This window comes from Halalkalicoccus tibetensis (assembly GCF_037996645.1).
Lineage (GTDB): Archaea > Halobacteriota > Halobacteria > Halobacteriales > Halalkalicoccaceae > Halalkalicoccus > Halalkalicoccus tibetensis.
Window position 1 is genome coordinate 205609 of sequence record NZ_JBBMXV010000006.1, and the last position, 18296, is coordinate 223904.

The following is an 18296-nucleotide window of genomic DNA, read 5'->3' on the forward strand; positions in this document are numbered from 1 at the left end:
TGAGGAGAAACATTCACTCACCCATCAACGAGCGCGGACTGGCGTGTTCATTCAAATGAAATGGCGGTTAACGGGAATGGCTAAAGAACACGACGTCGTTGAGTTGAGAAGACAGAGATCGTGCATGATCTCCATTCAGATAACACAGATTAAATCGACCATCCCAGACTTCGACCGCGCGACGACGGGCGCGAGTAAGATGAGCACGAGAGTAGAATCGTCTGCGGTTATTCGAGCGGGGGTAATCAGTGCGTAGGGCCGACTTCTCTGAGCATTTAGAGTTCGGCACAAAATTAATAAGACTGGGAGTTATATTATTATTGCCGGAGACGTTCCCTCGGTCCGGCAATCGCGTGATACCAGCCTCTCCGATTCGGAGAAATTTTCTACCGAAAATTCAGTGAGCGATCATGATCTGCTTTCTTGCTTGTGAGTGTTCTAAGTAGTACAACAATTTCCAGGGTAAATCGGGTACTGTATTAGCGTGGTGTGGAGTAATCGTCGTTAATCCGGATACATCCATAGCTTTTACTCGATAGACATTGATGGTTCAGAGGAGCGCCTTCTGGCAAACCATCTGTCGACCCGTTGGTTGCATGGGCGCTCCGTTGCATCACTTCGCGGATCGGGGCTCCTACTCCCCGATCCAGAAGTCCCATACTATAGTGACTAACAAGGAGTAGATAACTCCGCTGAACATCAACTGCCTAAACACATCAATAGATTTTAATCACTGGGTGTCAACATCCAACACGGGTACTAGCTGTTCAGACATGGCGGCTCCGTACCCCGTATCCGTGATGGCTGGTTCCACACCAGCCCCACGCCCCATCGTAAGAGTTCGCAGCTCAACATCGTCCTCTCTGTCCAGCTAGTAATTCATCGTTCAGCCGAACAAGTCCGTACTTTTTTCACGGAAAGTGTTGTCGACTAGCACGGGAACAGGATCCAGCGTGGCCCATTGCAATCCTGACGCCGTCGAGAGCTGGGAAACCCTGGCTCTCGTCCCATCGCTGCATCGACAAACAGACGAATCCTTACCTTGTTCAACATCGCCCTCCCGGTACCTGCTGAACAAGAGGGAGGCAACTACTCATACGAGGCAAACGAGTTTTTCTCCTCAACCCTGTTAACTAAGTTCAAAGGAGTTGTAGCCCTCGCTGCCGGCTTGATCTCGATCAACTGCCGGCTCGAAACCACTCGAACCTATCCCTCGCCCCGGATAGGTTTTCTACGGCATAAGGGCAAGTTTTTGCCCGCACGGCCGACGCGCACAACACCTCCGCTTGAATTGGCTAGAAATCTACCGACCACACTATTTGTCTGTTGAGATTTCGTGGGTCTCCTGAGAACAGTCAATGATCCGGTTCACCGACAGGCGCTTCGAGTCGGTCGACCTGCAATATGAGGATCCTGTTGGTCGTATCGATACCATCGAGAGTTCCTTCGACCACAAGCTTTGAGAGTGGCGTTGGGCCAACCGTGACCGAATCACCGTTCTGGTAATCGTCAACTGATCCTTGGACATGAACCTCCGCACGACACTGTTCGGGATGTTGAACGCTCGAGAGATCGATTTCACGGATATTGGCATTTTCAACGGCCTCACCGTTGTGAGTCAGTGAAACCGCGGCCGGTTCCTCTAGTTGATCCACGTCCAGTACCTCAAACGCTGTCACTGTCGGCTTGTACCCTCCTTTTGGACCAGGAACTCCCTCGACCAACTGCAGTGCTTTTAGACTCTGCATCTGATTACGGATCGTCCCTGGGTTACGGTCGATTGCTTCAGCTATCTCATCGCCTTTCACTGGATTCTCTCTGTTACGGTGTCGGTCAACGAGTGCAGTGAGGATACTCTTCTGACTCGCTGTAAGCTCAATTGCGGACATACCTCCGTTAGAAGATGATTCGGTAATAACCTGTGCAATCACAGCATGGGCTAACGTACGTATGGCTCTGAAAGAGCTCTTACAGCACAATCGAACAACTAGACCCAATCTATTTAGTAATAGAATGACCGAAAGAGAACCGATGGCTATAGATCAATCGTCTTCTCCATCTCTTAGCGATCAACTGGCAACTCTCCAGTCTGACGATCCACGACGATACGCTCTCCTCAAACGCTATGTCGACAAACTCGAAGAACTTCTGGAAGACGCTGACCGCAACTACGCCTCGGCAAAACAGCTCCACTCACAGTGGGAGGACCCACCGTTTCAACCCCAGATTACTGGCCAGCTGCTCAGCACGGCCGCCACTCTCGAGATTCTACAGGTACATGCCCATCGAAGCAATCGTAATCGATGCGATCTAACGGCGTACAATCAGACACGCCTGGAACACCTTGCTACTCTTCTCAACACTAACCACGACTAACTAGTCGAACACAACGTTTTGTCAGCCAGTCTCAGACTCGGGACCCTCCAGCTCATCAAGATACTGGTCTTCCCAGTCGCGGCGCGCTTGAACTTCCCGACGTCCCCGGTCGGTGAGTTCGTACTTGTTCGTTCGCCGGTCAAGCTCACCTTTCTTCACCAATCCCTTGTCAACGAGCGTATCGAGGTTCGGATACAACCGTCCGTGATGGACCTCCGCTTCGTAATACTCCTCGAGAGCATCTTTTATCTGAAGCCCGGCCGGCTCTTCGAGCCCCCCAATAGCATAGAGCAGGTCACGTTGGAAGCCTGTCAAGTCATCCATACCATCTACTAATAGAGGGACGCCGTCAATATTCTGTATTATCTCACGTCGTCTGCCCGAATAAAAACGGAGAAGGAGTTACCTTGTGCAACACGCTTTCTATTCCAACGCATGTTGCACAAGGCAGACAGTGCCTTCCTTCTTGTAGTCAAACTCGATCACTTAACGAAAAGAGTCAGCGAAACGGATCACCAGTACTAGTCTAAACTTATATTAATATAATACTCATACGAGCAGTATCTCGCTCTATGGATCGGCGCCAATTCTTACGAGACGCCACAGCAGTGGCGACAGGAACAGCTCTTGGGGCAAGTGCAGGCTGCTTAGAATTACTCGGCCTCACTGACCGTGGACCCACTGGACTCGGTGGAGGACCGACCTTCCAGGATGTCCATCGTGATGAGGCCGATACTGTCGTTGAGTCCGCAAGCGTCCTCGTAGACGAACTCAACCAAGACCAGACCATCTGGATTCCCGACGATGCGACGATCGATATGAGCGGGCGGAGTCCGACGATTCAGAATGCAACCATCGCATCAGGCCGCTCCGAAGAAAGTTCGGGAGCACTGATCACGACACAGGATCGAGGCATGACCTCACCGGCGATGAGTGACGCGCTGTTCACCTTAGAGGGTAATGCCCGAGTCACCGGCGTAACGATTCGTGGCCCCCATCACGACTATACCGATTCAACGATCGTCCCAGGCTACATTCCACTGGCCCCAGGTGATACCTACGCCGAACGCCAGCAGTGGCGCGACGATTGGTACGCACGCGCGATCTCGATGCAGGCCGATTCATCCCAGGTCGACAACTGCGAGATTTGGGGTTTCTCGACGGGAATCATGGTCGGCAGTCGCAATACCTCTGTCTCGCCGTCGATCCTCTATTCCTACATCCATAACTGCATGATGACCTCCTCGGGATACCCGATCGACGTCAAGCGCGGAACACCGCCGATTTATCGCTGTGCGTTCGACGCCTACCGACACGCGTTGAATGGCTATGGAACGGCCGACGCGGGCTACATCGCCGTTGAGTGCGATTTTGGCCCGCATACGGCCAGCCACATTCTTGACATGCATGGCATTCACAACAACGAGGACGGCTCAGGCTCACCCGACGACCTACGCTACCAGTGGCGAGCTGGCGGTACGATGATCACGCGGCGCTGTCGGATCATGCCGACGAACGTGATCGATGAAACTCATCACAACCATGGTCCCGGCTACGTGAACCACAACGAAGGCGGACACACACCTCACGTGCACGTTCGGGGAGTTCCAGCAGATGGCTTCTATTTCGAGAACAACATCTGTGCTCACCCTTCTCCCGATGAAGCGATCGATCAGAGTTCAGTCCCGGGTAGTTATGACACTAACGAGAACGGCTGGCACAACGTCTACACAGAAGGGAATCAGTGGGGCGTTGAACTCAGTGGTGAGGCACAGGCAGAGAACTAATCGGCGCGGTCGTAGACCGTCGGTTCGATATCCACGTGTCCCGGCTGGCCACGGGCTTGATCGGGCGTAATAGTTGATTCGAACGAGTCACTCTCACCAGCTCTGAGGTCATGCACTGATACGAGATCAGCGGTCAGATAGGCTCCATCCGCATCGGAGAACGTGATCTCGAGGTCAATGACATCGATCGACGTTTCGCTGACGTTCGTGACCGTCCCCGCAACGCGCGCTGCACCGCTGTCCTCGAGGTCTGCCTCAGCGTCGATCTCGATATCATCGGGGCTTCGCTGCTCAGTTTCGCTCGTACCGTGGTCCTCGTATTCGTCCTCGTCTACCTCTAAGTCCTCTTCGTCAGGTTCGTGCTGGCGCTCTTCCTCATCGCTTGTCCCCTCGGAATCAGCCTCTGACGGCGTATCTGCAGACTCCTCTGTGTCGGTGTCATCAGTAGCCTCTCCAGTAGACGACTCCTCGTCAGATTCCGACTCACTATCATCCGGTTCCTCTGTATCAGTTGATCCCGTCTCAGCGCCTTCCTCTTCCCACCAGCGAGTGCCGACACATCCTGCCGACATAACAAGCAGACTGCTTCCAGCAATCCCATTCAGAAGCTGGCGTCGTGAGACCATTATCTAAATAATTAGGCCCCCAGTCCAATACCAAACACCAACAGACCCCAGTAGCCAACGAACAGCACCAAATTCCGGATACTCAGGCGAGACAGCTCATCACCAGCGCCAACCACCAGAATACCCCCGGCCATCGTGAGCACCGCCGCAGAGGCAATTCCCCATTCACTACTGAGCGCGAGCGCTATGCCGATCGTTCCAGCGCCGATTACCTTCGCTGCAGTCGTGTTTGTCGATGTGTTCAGTCCCACTGTGAGATACGTACAATTCTAATATAATATCAAACTTGTCCTAGTATTAGCAATTTGTATTCAACAGAGTACGCGAAGGGGCTACTCACGCTGTTCTCGATAGAGACAGCGCTGTGCATGGAGCAACATTCCGAGCCACGTGAACCCGTTTCGCTCTTTGGTCGCTTTGAGCTCCTCATACTGGTCTTCCGGCAGCTCAACGAGGATGCTCTTCATCGGTTGTTCCTTCTCTTCGTCCGTCTCGTCGTTCGTGGAATCACTATTAGCACACATGAGTGCGGAATTACTGGCTTTCTTAACGGCCCTACTCCCTGTCTCTTGTTTGATCGTTATTACTCTTAGCAAAGATTTATACAGCGCTGGTATATATGACTGGTTGTATGAGTCTAATACTAGTATTATACTGCTATAGTACTAGTGTAAGGCTCACGGGAAATCGACCACCAAATATAGCGGAGGTTTTGAGACAGTGAATTCACCCGTAGACATGAACTCAACGCACACACAGCAGACGAACACCGAGTCAGTGCAAACACCCATCGTCCGAGTCAAACGCCGATGTTCGAGGATCCCGACACAGTACGTTGCAGTAGGGGTTGCGCTGGTAGTACTGCTCGTTATCGCGACGACACCAGCCGCAGCCCAAGAATACTGTGATGATCCGGCTGGCGAACTGTTGGTCGCGATCGAAACGATGTTGATCAACTACGGCACGACACTGCTGTTCTTAGCGTTCCTGATCGGCGTTGCCATGTGGGGTCTGACTCCAATTTTCGCCGGTCAGAGTGCGATCGGCTTGACGATGGTGTTGCTATCGTTCGGTGCGGCGATCGCCTTCGTCGTCGGAACGCAGTTTTTCGGCATGACTTTCGAGATTGCCGGTGCCGGTGGCGAAAGCTGCTCGAGCGTCGTTGAGTAAGAGTCCCGTTTCACGGATTCGATCGAGTGACCTCCACAATCCTTAATAATGCACTTCAACTCGAATCGGCGCCTGGCACTCGGTATCCTCTGTGTCGCTCTTAGTCTCGCGTGTCTGCCGAGTGTGGCAGCTGGGACGCCAGTTGTCTCTTCGACAGTGACTGACGGCACGTCCCTCCAAATCGAGATCGAGGAGCCTGAAGACGAGGAGCTCCTTGAGGACGAAGATGAACAAGAAGACACAGACGAGATCTCCGTCGGCGTTTCTGATGAAGACGAAAATGAAGATAATGGCATTGTCGAAACTGAAGATGAGGAAGAAGGACAAGAAGGGGAGAGCGACGAAGAGTCGTCGCTGTCGGCCGAAGAGCAAGAGGACATAGAGGATCTTCCGATCGATGTCGATGAAGAAGATATCGACAGTGAGGAACTTGATGAAGAAAGTGGAGGTGCTGTGGACGACGGTGGAGACAGTACTGCAGGCGACACTGAACAAGTCGGCGGCGGTGAACTTGGACCAAACCTTTCGCCGGAAGACAACGCTGAGGCGCTCGCTGAGTGGTCCATCGAGCGCATGTACGTCGGTGTCGAGCTCCTGATCGATAACGTCTTCAACAATATGCTGGGGACCCCAACCCCAGAAAACGACGGCTGGCAGGGTATCTTCGGCCAGCCGGTCGGTGAGACCTACAGCGACCTCTATGAGGAGGTCTATATGCAGATGATCCTGCCGCCAGTGTTTCAGTTCATGATCCTGGGATTCATCGGGTTCACACTCTTTGTCGTCCCATTCTCACCGTTGACCGGCCAGCGAGTATGGTCAGTACTGCTTGGCATGTTCGGTGCAGCGGCGTTGGTGCTGTTTGCCTGGAACGTCGCCTCACTCCTGCACCACGTCTCCGATGCGGTGACAATGTGGTTCCTTCCGCAAGGGGAGGACTTCTTGAATGGTTCCGGGGTGACTGGAACAGCCGAACTCGAGCTTGCCTCCGGTCCACTCGCCGTTTTGCTCGGTGCGTACTTCGCCTCGTGGAACATTGGGATCGGCCTCTTGTTCATCCACGGTGCTCGGCAGGCGATCTTATTTTTCATGCCGACGGTCCTGCCGATCATCCTCGTCGGAATGTACTTCGGTCCGAAAGCATCGAAGGCAGCCTTCTCAGTGCTGTTCTGGCAGTATATCGGCCTGCTGGTGATGAACTGGCCGACAGCACTCCTGCTTTCGACAGCCTACCATGTCGGCTTCGACTTTGGAATGGGGCCAGCTGGGTCACTGACGAACTTCGCAGCGACAATCGGGCTGTTTGCCTTCGCGGTTGGCATCCCACTGTTCGTCCAGACTTCATTCCTGGGCGGTTCACTCGCAGCGGTTGTCATGAAGGGATCTGTCCTCTCAGCCAGCGCGGGCGCCGCGAGAAAATACGTTCCGACGGGTGCGGTCGGTGGCGCTGCAAAGTCCGCAGCAAAGCGCGGTGGCGGCTACATCAATCCCGTTTCGCGGTACAGTCGGAGTGCTGAAAACGACCAGCAGCAACAGCGTCGCCGCAGGGACGCCGCCAATCAGACGTCGTCGACGAGCACTCGATCCTCACGTCGCAATCCCACAGCGACTGACGGTGGGTACACGCCCCGCAGCACTTCGTCGACGACCTCGAGATATCGATCAGCGTCATCCTCGAAATCGATACCAGCCAGCAGTACTCGCGATGCCGGCAGCATTGACGCTCGCCGACGAGAGCGATACCGACGCCTTCGCGCTGATAATCCATCATGAGCACGCAAACCGACCAGCAACGCGCATCGGACACCAGGAAAGTCCTCCCGAATCGGCTGACCGGCCAGCGAATCGCCGGCGTCTCAAAAGTCGCAATTTACGCGGGTGGCGGCACCGCTTCGATGGTCTGGTTTGGAGCCGACATGTACGTTCCACCGGGCTATCGAAGTCCGTTCTACCTCCTGGCGGTCAGCGTATTCTTCGGCGCGGTCATCGCCTCGTTTCACACGCCGAACCACCTTTCGGTCCACGAACACCTGCGGCGACTACTCGTTCATCATACTCGACAACACACCATGCTTAGTGCACGAAACGGCAGTAAGAAGGAACAGCCACAGAACGAGACATTGCCCGGCCGGATCGTTCGCTGGCCGATCATGCGGAATATCCGCGGGATCGGTGTTGATGAAGAAGAACGCTCCCAGGACGCTGTTCAGGTCGCTCGCCCCTTCCATAACTCGCCGGTCATTGAAACCACTGACGGGGGCGTGATCGGCGCGATCAAGGTCCGCCCGGCAGCGATGGCCGTCGCTAACGAAGGCCACTGGAAACGTCGTGTGGAGCGTCTCGCGAACGTGATCGACTCGTCGGTCACTGCCCGGACGCAGTTCACCTCGAAGATGCGGGCCGTCGACTACGGCGATCGGATGGGCACCTACGACGATCGCGAGCAAGAACTCTTAGACCAGCTTGCAGCGAAACACGGCGACATCGACACAGCCTACCGAAAGGCCCGGAGCGGTGAGATCGATCGCGAAGATCTTGGCTTGTTGGTCGGCGCTGACCTCGCCGACGAGCGCAAAGGTGTGATCGACCTGTACGACGTGACGACGCTCAAGCGCAACTACTACGTCACAGTCAAGATCGAACCCGCGGACGTTGTGACCGAAGACAACGTCGAGGCGGGTGGTGGAATGGCGAACGTTCCATTGCTGGGGCGGCTCTGGAAGCACAAGGAGCTCCGTGACCTCCGTCAGGAAGGCGACCACACGCAGGTAATGGTCGAACGCCTCGAGAACAAGCTCGAAACGCTCGAATCGGATCTCCGAACGATCGAGGACATTAGCACCCGGATTCTCTCCTCGACGGAGCTCTCACAGGTCTTTGCCGACCATTACCAGGCGGCTAACGCGTACGCGAATGCTGACTTTGCCGATGTCGTTCGTCTCTCACCAAAGCCGACTTCAAGCGAGGGAACAGCGATGTACGGCGTTGATCACGACCACCTTCAAGATCTCCCCAGCAGCCCGCTTGGAGAGTCCAGCGGTATGGTCGAACCTGAAGCACCCAGTAATGCCTCGCCGATGGCTGATCAGGATGACGACGGTGGTCGCCATACAGTCCCTGCACCTGGTGACCAGTCCGACGACCACAGCAACGATGACCTCGTTAATACGGCGAAGAGTGCCGCTAGCTCGTTCGCCGACCGGGTCGCAGAAATAAACGACAATCCCGTCGCTGACGTCATCCTCACCAAAGAACAGCTGATCGACCACTATCAGACCGTCGTCGGGCCAAAAGACGGCGTCTACCGCGGCAACGAGAACTGGATCACGATCGACAACACCGTCTACAGCAAAACGCTCTCGATCCGTGAGTGGCCGGCCGTCCCGAAAATGGGCATTCTCGAGCCAATTCTCCGAGAGCACGAGCCCGGTGTCGCCGTAAACGTCGCGACTCACATCAACCCGATCGACCAGCAGCGTGCCGAGGTCAACCTCGCTGACACGGAAGACCAGCTCCAAGACAAAAAGGAGAAAGCCGAGGATTCGCGCCTGCCGATGTTTCTCCAGACCTATCGCAAGCAGCACGACGAGGCCAAGGAGATGGTCCAGGCGAACCAAGATTCCGAATACGACCTCTTCGAGACGAACACGCATATCGAACTCCGTAGCGATGACCCCGAAGCACTCGGTCGCACGATCGACCACATCAACTCGATGATGAACGACGAAGGGGCTGAAGCTCGCCAGGAAACAGCTCATCACTTCGAAGGCTGGCAGTCGGTCGCGCCTGCGTGTGATGATAAGCTCGAGGAGCCGATCATGATGTTTGCTGACGGCGTTGCTCGCGAGTTCCCTTGGACGTCTCGGAACCTGCACGAGCCCAACGGCGTCGAGTTCGGCATCAACATGCACACGAACGAGCCGCTCTACTTAGACCTCTGGAACCGCAAGACCGGCTTCGATTTCGGCATCTTCACCAAGAAGGGCGGTGGAAAGACGACGACCGCGACGGAGATCCTCGGCCGGCTGAATACGGTCTATCGCGATGATCTGATGACGATTATCATCGATCCGCTCCAGGAGTATGCGAACCTCGCGACCGTCCATGACGGTGAGCGTCTTGTTGTGGGTGGCGACACTGGGATCAACCCGTTCCATATCGAGGCAACACCCGAGGAGAAGCTCGCGACGATCGGGAAGGGCGCGCCCTACAAGCACTGGTTAGAGGGGTGTATGGACTTCGTCGAGATGTACTACGCCGACGAGGGCCTGGATTTTGCCGAGAAGAAAGGGATCTGGCGTATGGCGATTCGAGAGGCAGCCGAACGCTACGGGATCGAAGACGACCCAGTAACTCACTCAGCAGACTATCGTCGGCAGCAGGGCTACTCAGGTGATTGCCCGACACCACTCGACGCAATCGAGATTATCGACGAAATGACTGAGGAGCCCGAAGAGTGGGTTCGCTCGAAGCCCGGTCAGGAACCGTCTGAGCGGAAAGTCGACGAACGTGAGAAGACGGCGGTCGACATCATCAACAACGACATTCAGCCGTTCCTGCCCGGCGGCGAATACGAGCACTTCACCAAGCAGACGAACATCGATCTTGAGGATTCGACGTTCTTCTACGTGGATATGCAGCAACAGGAGGCCAGCACGTCGATCGGCCTCACCATGCAGGTCGTCTACGACCTCTTCTATGAGATGGTCAAGACGATCGACATCCCCTCGATTATTTTCATGGACGAGTTTCACTATATGCTGCGGGATTCGTTGGCCCAGAAGTCGCTCAACCAGAAATTTCGCCATGGGCGCCACTGGGACCTCTCGCTCGGTGTTGCTACCCAGTCGTTCAAGGACTTCTTCGGCGAGGATGCCGACGGGAACACGCATCTGACCGACAACGCCCAGGTACTCTTCGAGAACATGCCGACCCAGATCTTCCACCAGGAGGATATGAGCGATGAGTGGGCCGAAGAAATTGGTCTCACGTCGGATGAGGCCAGATTCATTCGAAATGCGGAGCCCGGCAATCGTGAACTGGGATACTCGACGGCACTACTCCGGGTTTCGGACAAGGGCACGTACCCACTGAAGGTGAAGATGGACTTCGAGGAGAATCCTCGCGAAGCCGTTGTCACGGAGTTCGATCCTTCCGAGCACGGCGAGGATTTCTATTCGTATCTCCTTGAGCACGACGACATCTGCGAGTGGCGCTTCGCCCCGACAGTAGATAGCGAGGCCGCCGCCGACACGGAGATCACAGCAACGGGCACGAACACGGCTGAAGACGCTGTCGAGCAAAACCAAGGCCCGCAACGCACCGACGTTAGCGCTATGGGGGACGACTAAATGGGCCGGATCGCCTCAGCGCTGATCCGTGATGATATTCGCCGATCAGTCGCCCGGAAGGTCCCGGCCCTTCGCGATGGCGGATCGGACGCCTACGACACGCTGCAGTTGACCGACAGCGTGATCGACGAACTCGAGGACGCCCGCGCCGAACGTCGTGCAGTCCACGTCCTTCCACACAAAGAGGGCGGTGGGATTCCGAAGGCCGTCGATCTCCTGACGTCGGTCCACCCGATGCGGACTGGGACCAGCACGGACTCGCGCCCGGCGCACGCCTTCGAGATACGGAACATCAACGAGCAGATCGGCTTCCAGTGGGTCATGGGGGGCGAAAAGTATCAGAGCCGCCTGTCCCGTCAACTGGAGACGTTCTACCCCGACAGCCACATCGAAGTGGACGAACTGCCCGAGCCCGAACTCCTCCCCTTCCGCGAGGACTGGCATCTGGCTGCCGCTCGTCTTGAGCTGAAACTCCAAGGCAAGAAGGAACGCTACTACCCGATCAAACACATCGACGTTGAGGGCTTCGAGAACGACCCCTACGGTTCGATCACCAGCGAGATGGTCGGCGAGCGCGAGGCTGAGACGGTTACCAACGTCGCGACGCAAGTCATCTTCCGCCCGGCGCCAAGCGACTGGTACAAGGGTGGCGTGCTAGAGCCCTCGATCCACGACGTTGCCGATGATCTCGAGGAGAACGTCCAGCCCGCCGATACCAAAGACATCGTTCGCGAGATGGTCTCAAAGGAGGGCATCGACCTCACGGAAGCCCGTACGCAGAAACGTGGCAAGAACAAGAAGACCACAGCGGCTGCTGACGCCGTTCGTCGTCAGGCCGGGCAGAAGGGCTACGAAGTCAATATTCGGATTGTAGCCGTCGGTCAAGACCCAGAGATTGCGATTAGCCGCGTCGACGAGACGGCCGATATGTTCGAAGGGTACTACGATTCGGATACTCAGCAGGGATTCGATTGTGTCCCGATGAGCGGCGAGGACCTCCTGAAGCTTGTCCAGCTGGCGATGCGCCGCGAATACGTCGACCGTGGCATGACGATGGGCGTCCGAACCGCGGCGGGCGTAGTTCACGTCCCGAACGAGTCGATCAACACCCAGAACGTCAGTTGGACTCGGACCTCGAATGCTGGAGACGTCCCAGCGGACTCACCGCGCTTCAGCGAGTGGCTGAGCCCAGCAATTGGGTGGGATACGCCGGACCGGTCGGTAAAGCGGGATCCGGACGAGTGGATCTACGCGATTGAGCAGTCCCAACCAACGGAAGCAGCGATTGCAGCAGTGACAGAGCAGGACCAAGAAACGCAGCCAGCTGACGAACAGACCGAGTCATCGCAACCGAACGGTACGGAGGCAGTCTACTAATGCCACAATCCAATGCAGCCGACGACAACGAACCGGATTCAGAAATCGACTCGCCTCGCTTCGATGACTGGGTAAAGCCCGCGACCAAATGGGAGGCTTCGGATCGGTCAATGACAGCAGACCCAGAGCAGTGGGTCTATGCAATCGATCAGCTCCCACCAGATACTCAAGAACTCACAGCACCCATAGAACTCGAACAGCAACGTCAGTCGACCGAGCGATCGGATGAAGGTGACCGGCCAAAATCAACGGAGGGCGACAACTAATGGGACTGTTCAATTCAGTCACCAGCGACAGTAGTGCCGATACTGAAGAGGATGAGAGTAGCGAGACGACCCAGGCGACAATCGAAGGAGAATACGACCCAACCCAACCAAAACGGATCAACGGCAAGGAATGGTGGATCGAACGCATCGACGAAGTCTCCAACGAAGTTGAAACCTACGCCGGCGAATGGCCCCGAGCGATGATCGAGAATGCCGCTAAAAAGCCTCAACAACCCGTCTGGGTCGGGTGTTCCGAACGGACGGGTCGAGAATTCGGCGTCAAATTCTCCCGGGCCTTCCGCCATATTGCCTATCTCGGCAGCACAGGGACAGGGAAGACGACTGCAATCTACAACAGCGTCACCCAACTCATGATGGGCGGGCATGGCGTCGCGATCGTCGACCCAAAAGGCGACGATATCTACGATCTTCTCCGCCGAGTCCCGAAATGGCGCTGGGACGACGTCGTCTACGTTGACCTTGGAGCTGACTACTACTCGCTTGAAGATGAGGAGACGGGCGAGGACGTTCCCTACCAGATTGGATTCAATATTCTCGATACCTACCACGAACCCGGTGAATCCGGTTTTGATGAGGAGATTGAATGGATCGTCGCCGACCTCATCGAGTTGCTCGCAGCCGGTGAGTACTGGGGGCCACGCATGGACCGGATCGCGAAAAACATGATCCGTGGAATGGCCCGTCACGAGGAAGAATTCACCATCATCGAGATCTACTATGCCTTGCTTGAGGAAGAGAATCGCCAGCAGTACGCGGACCTGATCGGGGATTCGATCGACGACGATGACATCATGTTCCTCGAGGGATTCACCCGACGAATCGCCGAGGAACTCAGTGACGACGAACTTGATCCCTTGCTCGGGCGGCTGAAGGACTGGGTTGAGAATCCGATCACCCGGAAGATCATCGCGATGCGTGGCGCCGAGGTCACGCTGGGCCAAATCGTCAACGAGCAGAAGATCCTGATCGTCAACAACGACCTACCCAAGGAAGCAAAGATCATGACCGCCAACGCAGTCGTCAGCGGCATCTGGACGGCCGTTACCTCTCGGAAAGACCCCTCCGAACAGCAGATGATGGAGCTCGCTGGGATGGATGACGTCGGCAGCGAGTATGCACCGTTCTTCCTCGCGATCGACGAGTGTCACTCGGTCCTCACTGATGGCGACGAGATCGAGACGATGCTGATGGAAGCTCGTTCGAAGAAGCTCGGACTCATGCTTTCAACGCAGGTCTTGCGGTCTCTCCCGGACGATGCGGCAGATGCAATTATATCCAATTGCAACACGATTCTCTCGCTCACACCGAATCATCCCGAAGAAGCACGCGAGATCGCAAACCGATTCGGGGGAATGGATACAGAAGATCTGCAGCGAACGCCCGACTACCACGCCCAGACCCAACTCAATAGCGAGGATGATCCATTCCTGGCGAAGTTGATCCCTCCATACCCACCACGGCACACGATTGAAGAAGCCTACGAGCTGATCATCACCTCGCTTGAAAACTACGGCTCGCCAGTCCAAAGTGGCGAGGAGATTCTCGACGAGATGCACTTCGATGCCGGGGGAGCGATTTCATCCGGAGACGCTGAAGCAGGTGCCAGTGACGATAGCGACGAACAAGTCGACGTCACAAGCGACCCAGCCGAACAAGCACTGTACGAAGCGGCCTATACAGTGCAGATCAAACAGGATGCGATCGGTGAATTTGTCGAGAGCAAAGCGGTGAAAGACGAGTGGCGACGCCGAGCTGGTGAACTCGGCTTCTCTTCGGAAATCTCAAACGTAATCGAACAGGCACCCGACGAGTATCTTCAACGGCAGCGTCGAGATGGTGACTCGGTGATGAAGGTGACACCAGAAGGTCTCGAGTACGCAGGGTTAGCCCAGGATACCGGCAGCAGTGCAAGTGGTGGCGGCGACGAACACCGCTGGGTGCTCACCGAAGCGTATCGAGCGTTCACGAAGCTCGGCATGTTCGTCGAACTCCCCACCCAAGAGGGTGAGGAAGATCCAGATGGAATCGCCGATCTCCCAATCGATCCGATGGCAGCCGAGAATATCCGCGAGGTCCATGCCCGAGAGGAGCAACTTGCAGAGGAGTATCCCTACCTCGCTGAACTTACGGATGGATTGAACATCAGCATCGAGGCCGAGACCTCGACGTTAGAGAAGCCAATGCAGACACTAACGAACCTCCGAAAAGCAATCGATGAGCACAAGCTATGCGTCTTTGCCTGTAAGGACGGGAGTGCGAAGCACGGCCGATTCGACTACTGGCCGCGGCGTGGCGAAGGGATTATCTACGATACCACAGGCCGAGGGGCGAATCGGACGATCAACTACGATCGGATGACGTTCGCTGCTGACGTTGACGAGGGAGACAATCGGACGTTCTACAACAAAGTCGAAACCCTCGCTGTCGCATCGGACACCTACGCCTTGCGCCCGCGGAGTGAGGCTAATCTCGTCTGGCGTGAGGAGAGCCAAGAGGTCGTGATGAGTGATGAAGACGGTACTGAACATGCCCGTTTCGAGAGCCATGAGGCGGCGGCTAACCCTTCGAAATCAGACGTCCCAGCCTACTCTGTGTACGATGCCTCTGATCAAGAGTATACGGTTCGAGCCAGCGGTGAAAAGCTGGTCTATGGCTCCCGAGAAGAGTTAGAAGACGACTGGATGGTGGTTCGAGCACCATTCATCCCGGAAAACGAGTTCGACCGGATGCCGACACCGGAGGACTTCCTGTTCGTGGTGTTCCCCGACGACGACACGAAGGAATACACCGAGCCGATGATCTGCGAACAGGGCGAGACTCGGCCGCTGCTACCCACGAACACTGCCTGGGATACAAAAGAGAAAGCGGATACGAAGGAATCAGCAGACGATTCTACCAATATGGAAGCAGAGACGAAGGATGCTGACGAGCAAGCTCAAGCGCCACCGCAGCAGGAACCATCGGAGGAGGAGGATGAAGACGATGGAGTGAGCTTTGCCTGGTCAGGTCGTTAACGTCCGTACTTCGTCACGCTCTATTGACTGTCACATCATCGAGATACTCCTCGAGGCGTTCTGGATCGAGATCCGTCTCGTCGAAGAGGTAATCCCGCAGTGCATACATACCCAGTTGAAGTCGGCGGAACTCTTCTTGCTGGTCTTCACTCCACGCTCCGTGTGGTTCCGCATCAATAGTGGCGACGGTCTGGGCGAGTTGGGCTAACTGTTCCTGTTGGTCTTGGACCTGTTCACTCAGCTCTTCGAGAGTGGCGTCATTGGCAGACTGATCTTGTGACTGAAGTCGATCAATCTCCGCCTGAGTTGTATCGACTCGCTCCGACAGTTGGTGTACTTTTTCTGGGAGATCGGAGAGTGTCAGCCCAGTCTTGTCCGCTGTCTCGAGATCAGTCGTAAACTCTCGTCCGGACTCTGTGAGCTCTATTTCTTTAGCGGGAACGACCGTCCCAGTGGCCGCGGGTTGATGGGTTGAAACCAGCCCCTGTGGCTCCAAATACTCAGAAATTCGATAGAGGACAATCCGATTCTCGCTAAGGTCGGTTGCCTCCCGGACCTCCGTTGTGGTGAGTGCTGTCTCGGCGTCGGCAAGCGCGCGAAGGATCTCGATTGATTTCCAGTCAAGCGAGTCAGCGGCAGTACTCATATCGAATCATATTAGAACCAGACAGATATATCTTCTTCAAGAATATTCTTGGAGAAGAGTTCTTCGAGAAGAGTCTCGGAGGGATATTTCTTCGAGTATTTCTCGGCGTTTCTCGGATAGGAAGGCGACGCGTTAGCTAAGAGTCGGGAAAGGTACCCAGTAGGTCGAAACAAAGGATACCCCCAGGGGCTGGTGCACAGGCGAGCCAACAGATCCTCAGAAAAAGTAGATGAACCACTGAATAGCACTCACCGGAGTCCATCTCGAGACAGCAAAACTGGGAGTCAGACTAAACTCAGACAAGGGGGAGTCCTCAGGTCGAGAGCACCTGAACAAGAGCAGGTCCCCATAACAGTGAACTAGATAATGAAAGAGAAAGCCTACTCGATCCGAGAGAAATCAAATAGCTCTGAGAAGGCGGTTAGATAGGACCAATCCAGTACTAAGGAAGCAAGAGGCGATACAGCAGCAATGGGGAGTCGATTAGTGCGAAGCAAAGGGATCTTTATCTCGATAGAGGCGTGTCTCAGAAATTATCGGGATAGGGAGTTGTTCATCGGAAGTGCTGTGTCAAACAGAACAGGAGCAAGCTTAGTCCAGTACTCCGGATAGTCGATAGTCTCACTGGTACAGAAGACTCTCTATAAGACGATGGGGAGGAACCACGAGTTTCACACTGCTTGGTAGGTGAGCGAGCACCGGCAGGGGTCCAGGAAGAACGATGCAGTGTGGGGGTCCCCACGAGCGAAGACAGAAGAACAGGAGATACCTCGACACAAGAGCTCTAAGTCGGTTGCAGCATGGCCTGGGTATCCATCCGTCTTAGAAGTGGGGTACCTCATCAGCGAAATAGGTACAAGCAGTCACCGGCAGCCAACAGCATCAGTGACACTAAGCACACTAACAGCCGAATCGACGACTCCGCAGCCAGCTAAGCTGCTCGCAAGAAAGGTTGTGCCAAGGACCCGTCGCCTCGATAGTACCAGCACAGCGAAGAGCGGCACCAGTAGCAGCAGTGACACCGTCACAGAACAGCTGTCCAACTCCCAAGAGGAATAGCACCATTGACAGCCAGACAGGTCGACAACAGCGCTATCACCGCCACAGCTCAGTAAAGTACCAGTCCGTCAGTGAAAACTGAACTATGACGTGGGACTCCCAGTCCCAGCAGGCGATAGCTCTCTGACTCCCCCAGCAAGAAGAGAGGGTAGAACAAGGAAGAGGAGAATGGAAACAGACAATCAGATGGCGCCGTATCTCTCCAGCAATCTCCGCGAGCACGACATCCGCTTTGCTCTACTAAATCGTTTGAGCCATCATCTTGCTGTGGCTAGTTGATTATCGTGCTTGTCACCCGTTCTCTAGTCTGCACTCACTGGATCAACAATAGCAGAACTGCCTACGAAAGAAGTGAACCTCAAGGGAGCACACTAGGGGACCCCAGTCTTCGATAGCAGTGGTGGACCCCCTCCTATCGAAGGAAGGACTCTTCGAGACATATTTCACCACAGGACTGCCGTACCAGCGCCCAGAACGGGTGGAACCTCAGCGACTATTTGCAGATAGACAAATAGGTGTGAAATACAGCCGGTCACTATCTGATCGTTGGATCGAAATGTCTTCTCCAAACCCTCACGAAGACTTATCGACACTACCGTCACA

General features: G+C 55.3%; 13 protein-coding genes. 7 read left to right on the forward strand and 6 right to left on the reverse strand.

Annotation, left to right across the window (positions count from 1 at the left end):
• Positions 1–1355: 1355 nt before the first annotated feature.
• Positions 1356–1889 (reverse strand): Rrf2 family transcriptional regulator, encoded by a 534-nt coding sequence (locus WOA58_RS17440; RefSeq protein WP_340605566.1) that lies wholly within the window; start codon positions 1887–1889, stop codon positions 1356–1358.
• 508 nt (positions 1890–2397) lie between these two features.
• On the reverse strand, positions 2398–2700 hold the full coding sequence (locus WOA58_RS17445) for a PadR family transcriptional regulator (RefSeq protein WP_340605568.1): 303 nt from the start codon (positions 2698–2700) through the stop codon (positions 2398–2400).
• A gap of 248 nt (positions 2701–2948) precedes the next feature.
• On the opposite strand from WOA58_RS17445, the gene WOA58_RS17450 reads away from it, so the two are divergent.
• A complete protein-coding gene (locus WOA58_RS17450) occupies positions 2949–4163 on the forward strand; it encodes a twin-arginine translocation signal domain-containing protein (protein WP_340605569.1) in 1215 nt (404 codons plus the stop codon).
• Here the strand turns inward: WOA58_RS17450 and WOA58_RS17455 are convergent.
• The 3 genes from WOA58_RS17455 to WOA58_RS17465 all read right to left on the reverse strand — a co-directional run bounded on the left by WOA58_RS17455 (position 4160) and on the right by WOA58_RS17465 (position 5256).
• Positions 4160–4789 carry an FxLYD domain-containing protein gene (locus WOA58_RS17455; RefSeq protein WP_340605570.1) on the reverse strand — a complete coding sequence of 210 codons (630 nt, stop codon included), beginning with the start codon at positions 4787–4789 and terminating at the stop codon, positions 4160–4162. The two genes, WOA58_RS17450 and WOA58_RS17455, sit on opposite strands and share 4 nt — an antisense overlap.
• Before the next feature lie 11 nt (positions 4790–4800).
• On the reverse strand, positions 4801–5040 hold the full coding sequence (locus tag WOA58_RS17460; protein ID WP_340605571.1) for a hypothetical protein: 240 nt from the start codon (positions 5038–5040) through the stop codon (positions 4801–4803).
• 81 nt (positions 5041–5121) lie between these two features.
• Positions 5122–5256 carry a hypothetical protein gene (locus tag WOA58_RS17465; RefSeq protein WP_340605572.1) on the reverse strand — a complete coding sequence of 45 codons (135 nt, stop codon included), beginning with the start codon at positions 5254–5256 and terminating at the stop codon, positions 5122–5124.
• Positions 5257–5527: 271 nt separating this feature from the next.
• Here WOA58_RS17465 and WOA58_RS17470 point away from each other — a divergent pair, with 271 nt between their 5' ends.
• The 6 genes from WOA58_RS17470 (at position 5528) to WOA58_RS17495 (ending at position 15988) form a co-directional block, all read left to right on the forward strand.
• Positions 5528–5959, forward strand: coding sequence for a hypothetical protein (locus WOA58_RS17470; RefSeq protein WP_340605573.1), 432 nt, complete (start codon positions 5528–5530; stop codon positions 5957–5959).
• A 156-nt stretch (positions 5960–6115) separates the two neighbouring features.
• A complete protein-coding gene (locus tag WOA58_RS17475; RefSeq protein WP_340605574.1) occupies positions 6116–7732 on the forward strand; it encodes a hypothetical protein in 1617 nt (538 codons plus the stop codon).
• Positions 7729–11310 carry a VirB4 family type IV secretion system protein gene (locus tag WOA58_RS17480; protein WP_340605575.1) on the forward strand — a complete coding sequence of 1194 codons (3582 nt, stop codon included), beginning with the start codon at positions 7729–7731 and terminating at the stop codon, positions 11308–11310. The genes WOA58_RS17475 and WOA58_RS17480 overlap by 4 nt, the downstream gene beginning before the upstream one ends.
• Positions 11311–12687 (forward strand): hypothetical protein, encoded by a 1377-nt coding sequence (locus tag WOA58_RS17485; RefSeq protein ID WP_340605576.1) that lies wholly within the window; start codon positions 11311–11313, stop codon positions 12685–12687. It abuts the gene before it with no gap.
• Positions 12687–12953: a hypothetical protein gene (locus WOA58_RS17490; RefSeq protein WP_340605577.1), complete on the forward strand. Its 267-nt coding sequence runs from the start codon at positions 12687–12689 to the stop codon at positions 12951–12953. The genes WOA58_RS17485 and WOA58_RS17490 overlap by 1 nt, the downstream gene beginning before the upstream one ends.
• Complete coding sequence (locus WOA58_RS17495; RefSeq protein ID WP_340605578.1) at positions 12953–15988, forward strand: type IV secretory system conjugative DNA transfer family protein; 3036 nt, start codon at positions 12953–12955, stop codon at positions 15986–15988. Before WOA58_RS17490 ends, WOA58_RS17495 begins: the two co-directional genes overlap by 1 nt.
• Before the next feature lie 13 nt (positions 15989–16001).
• Here the strand turns inward: WOA58_RS17495 and WOA58_RS17500 are convergent, their stop codons facing one another.
• Positions 16002–16634: a hypothetical protein gene (locus WOA58_RS17500; RefSeq protein WP_340605579.1), complete on the reverse strand. Its 633-nt coding sequence runs from the start codon at positions 16632–16634 to the stop codon at positions 16002–16004.
• Positions 16635–18296 lie beyond the last annotated feature (1662 nt).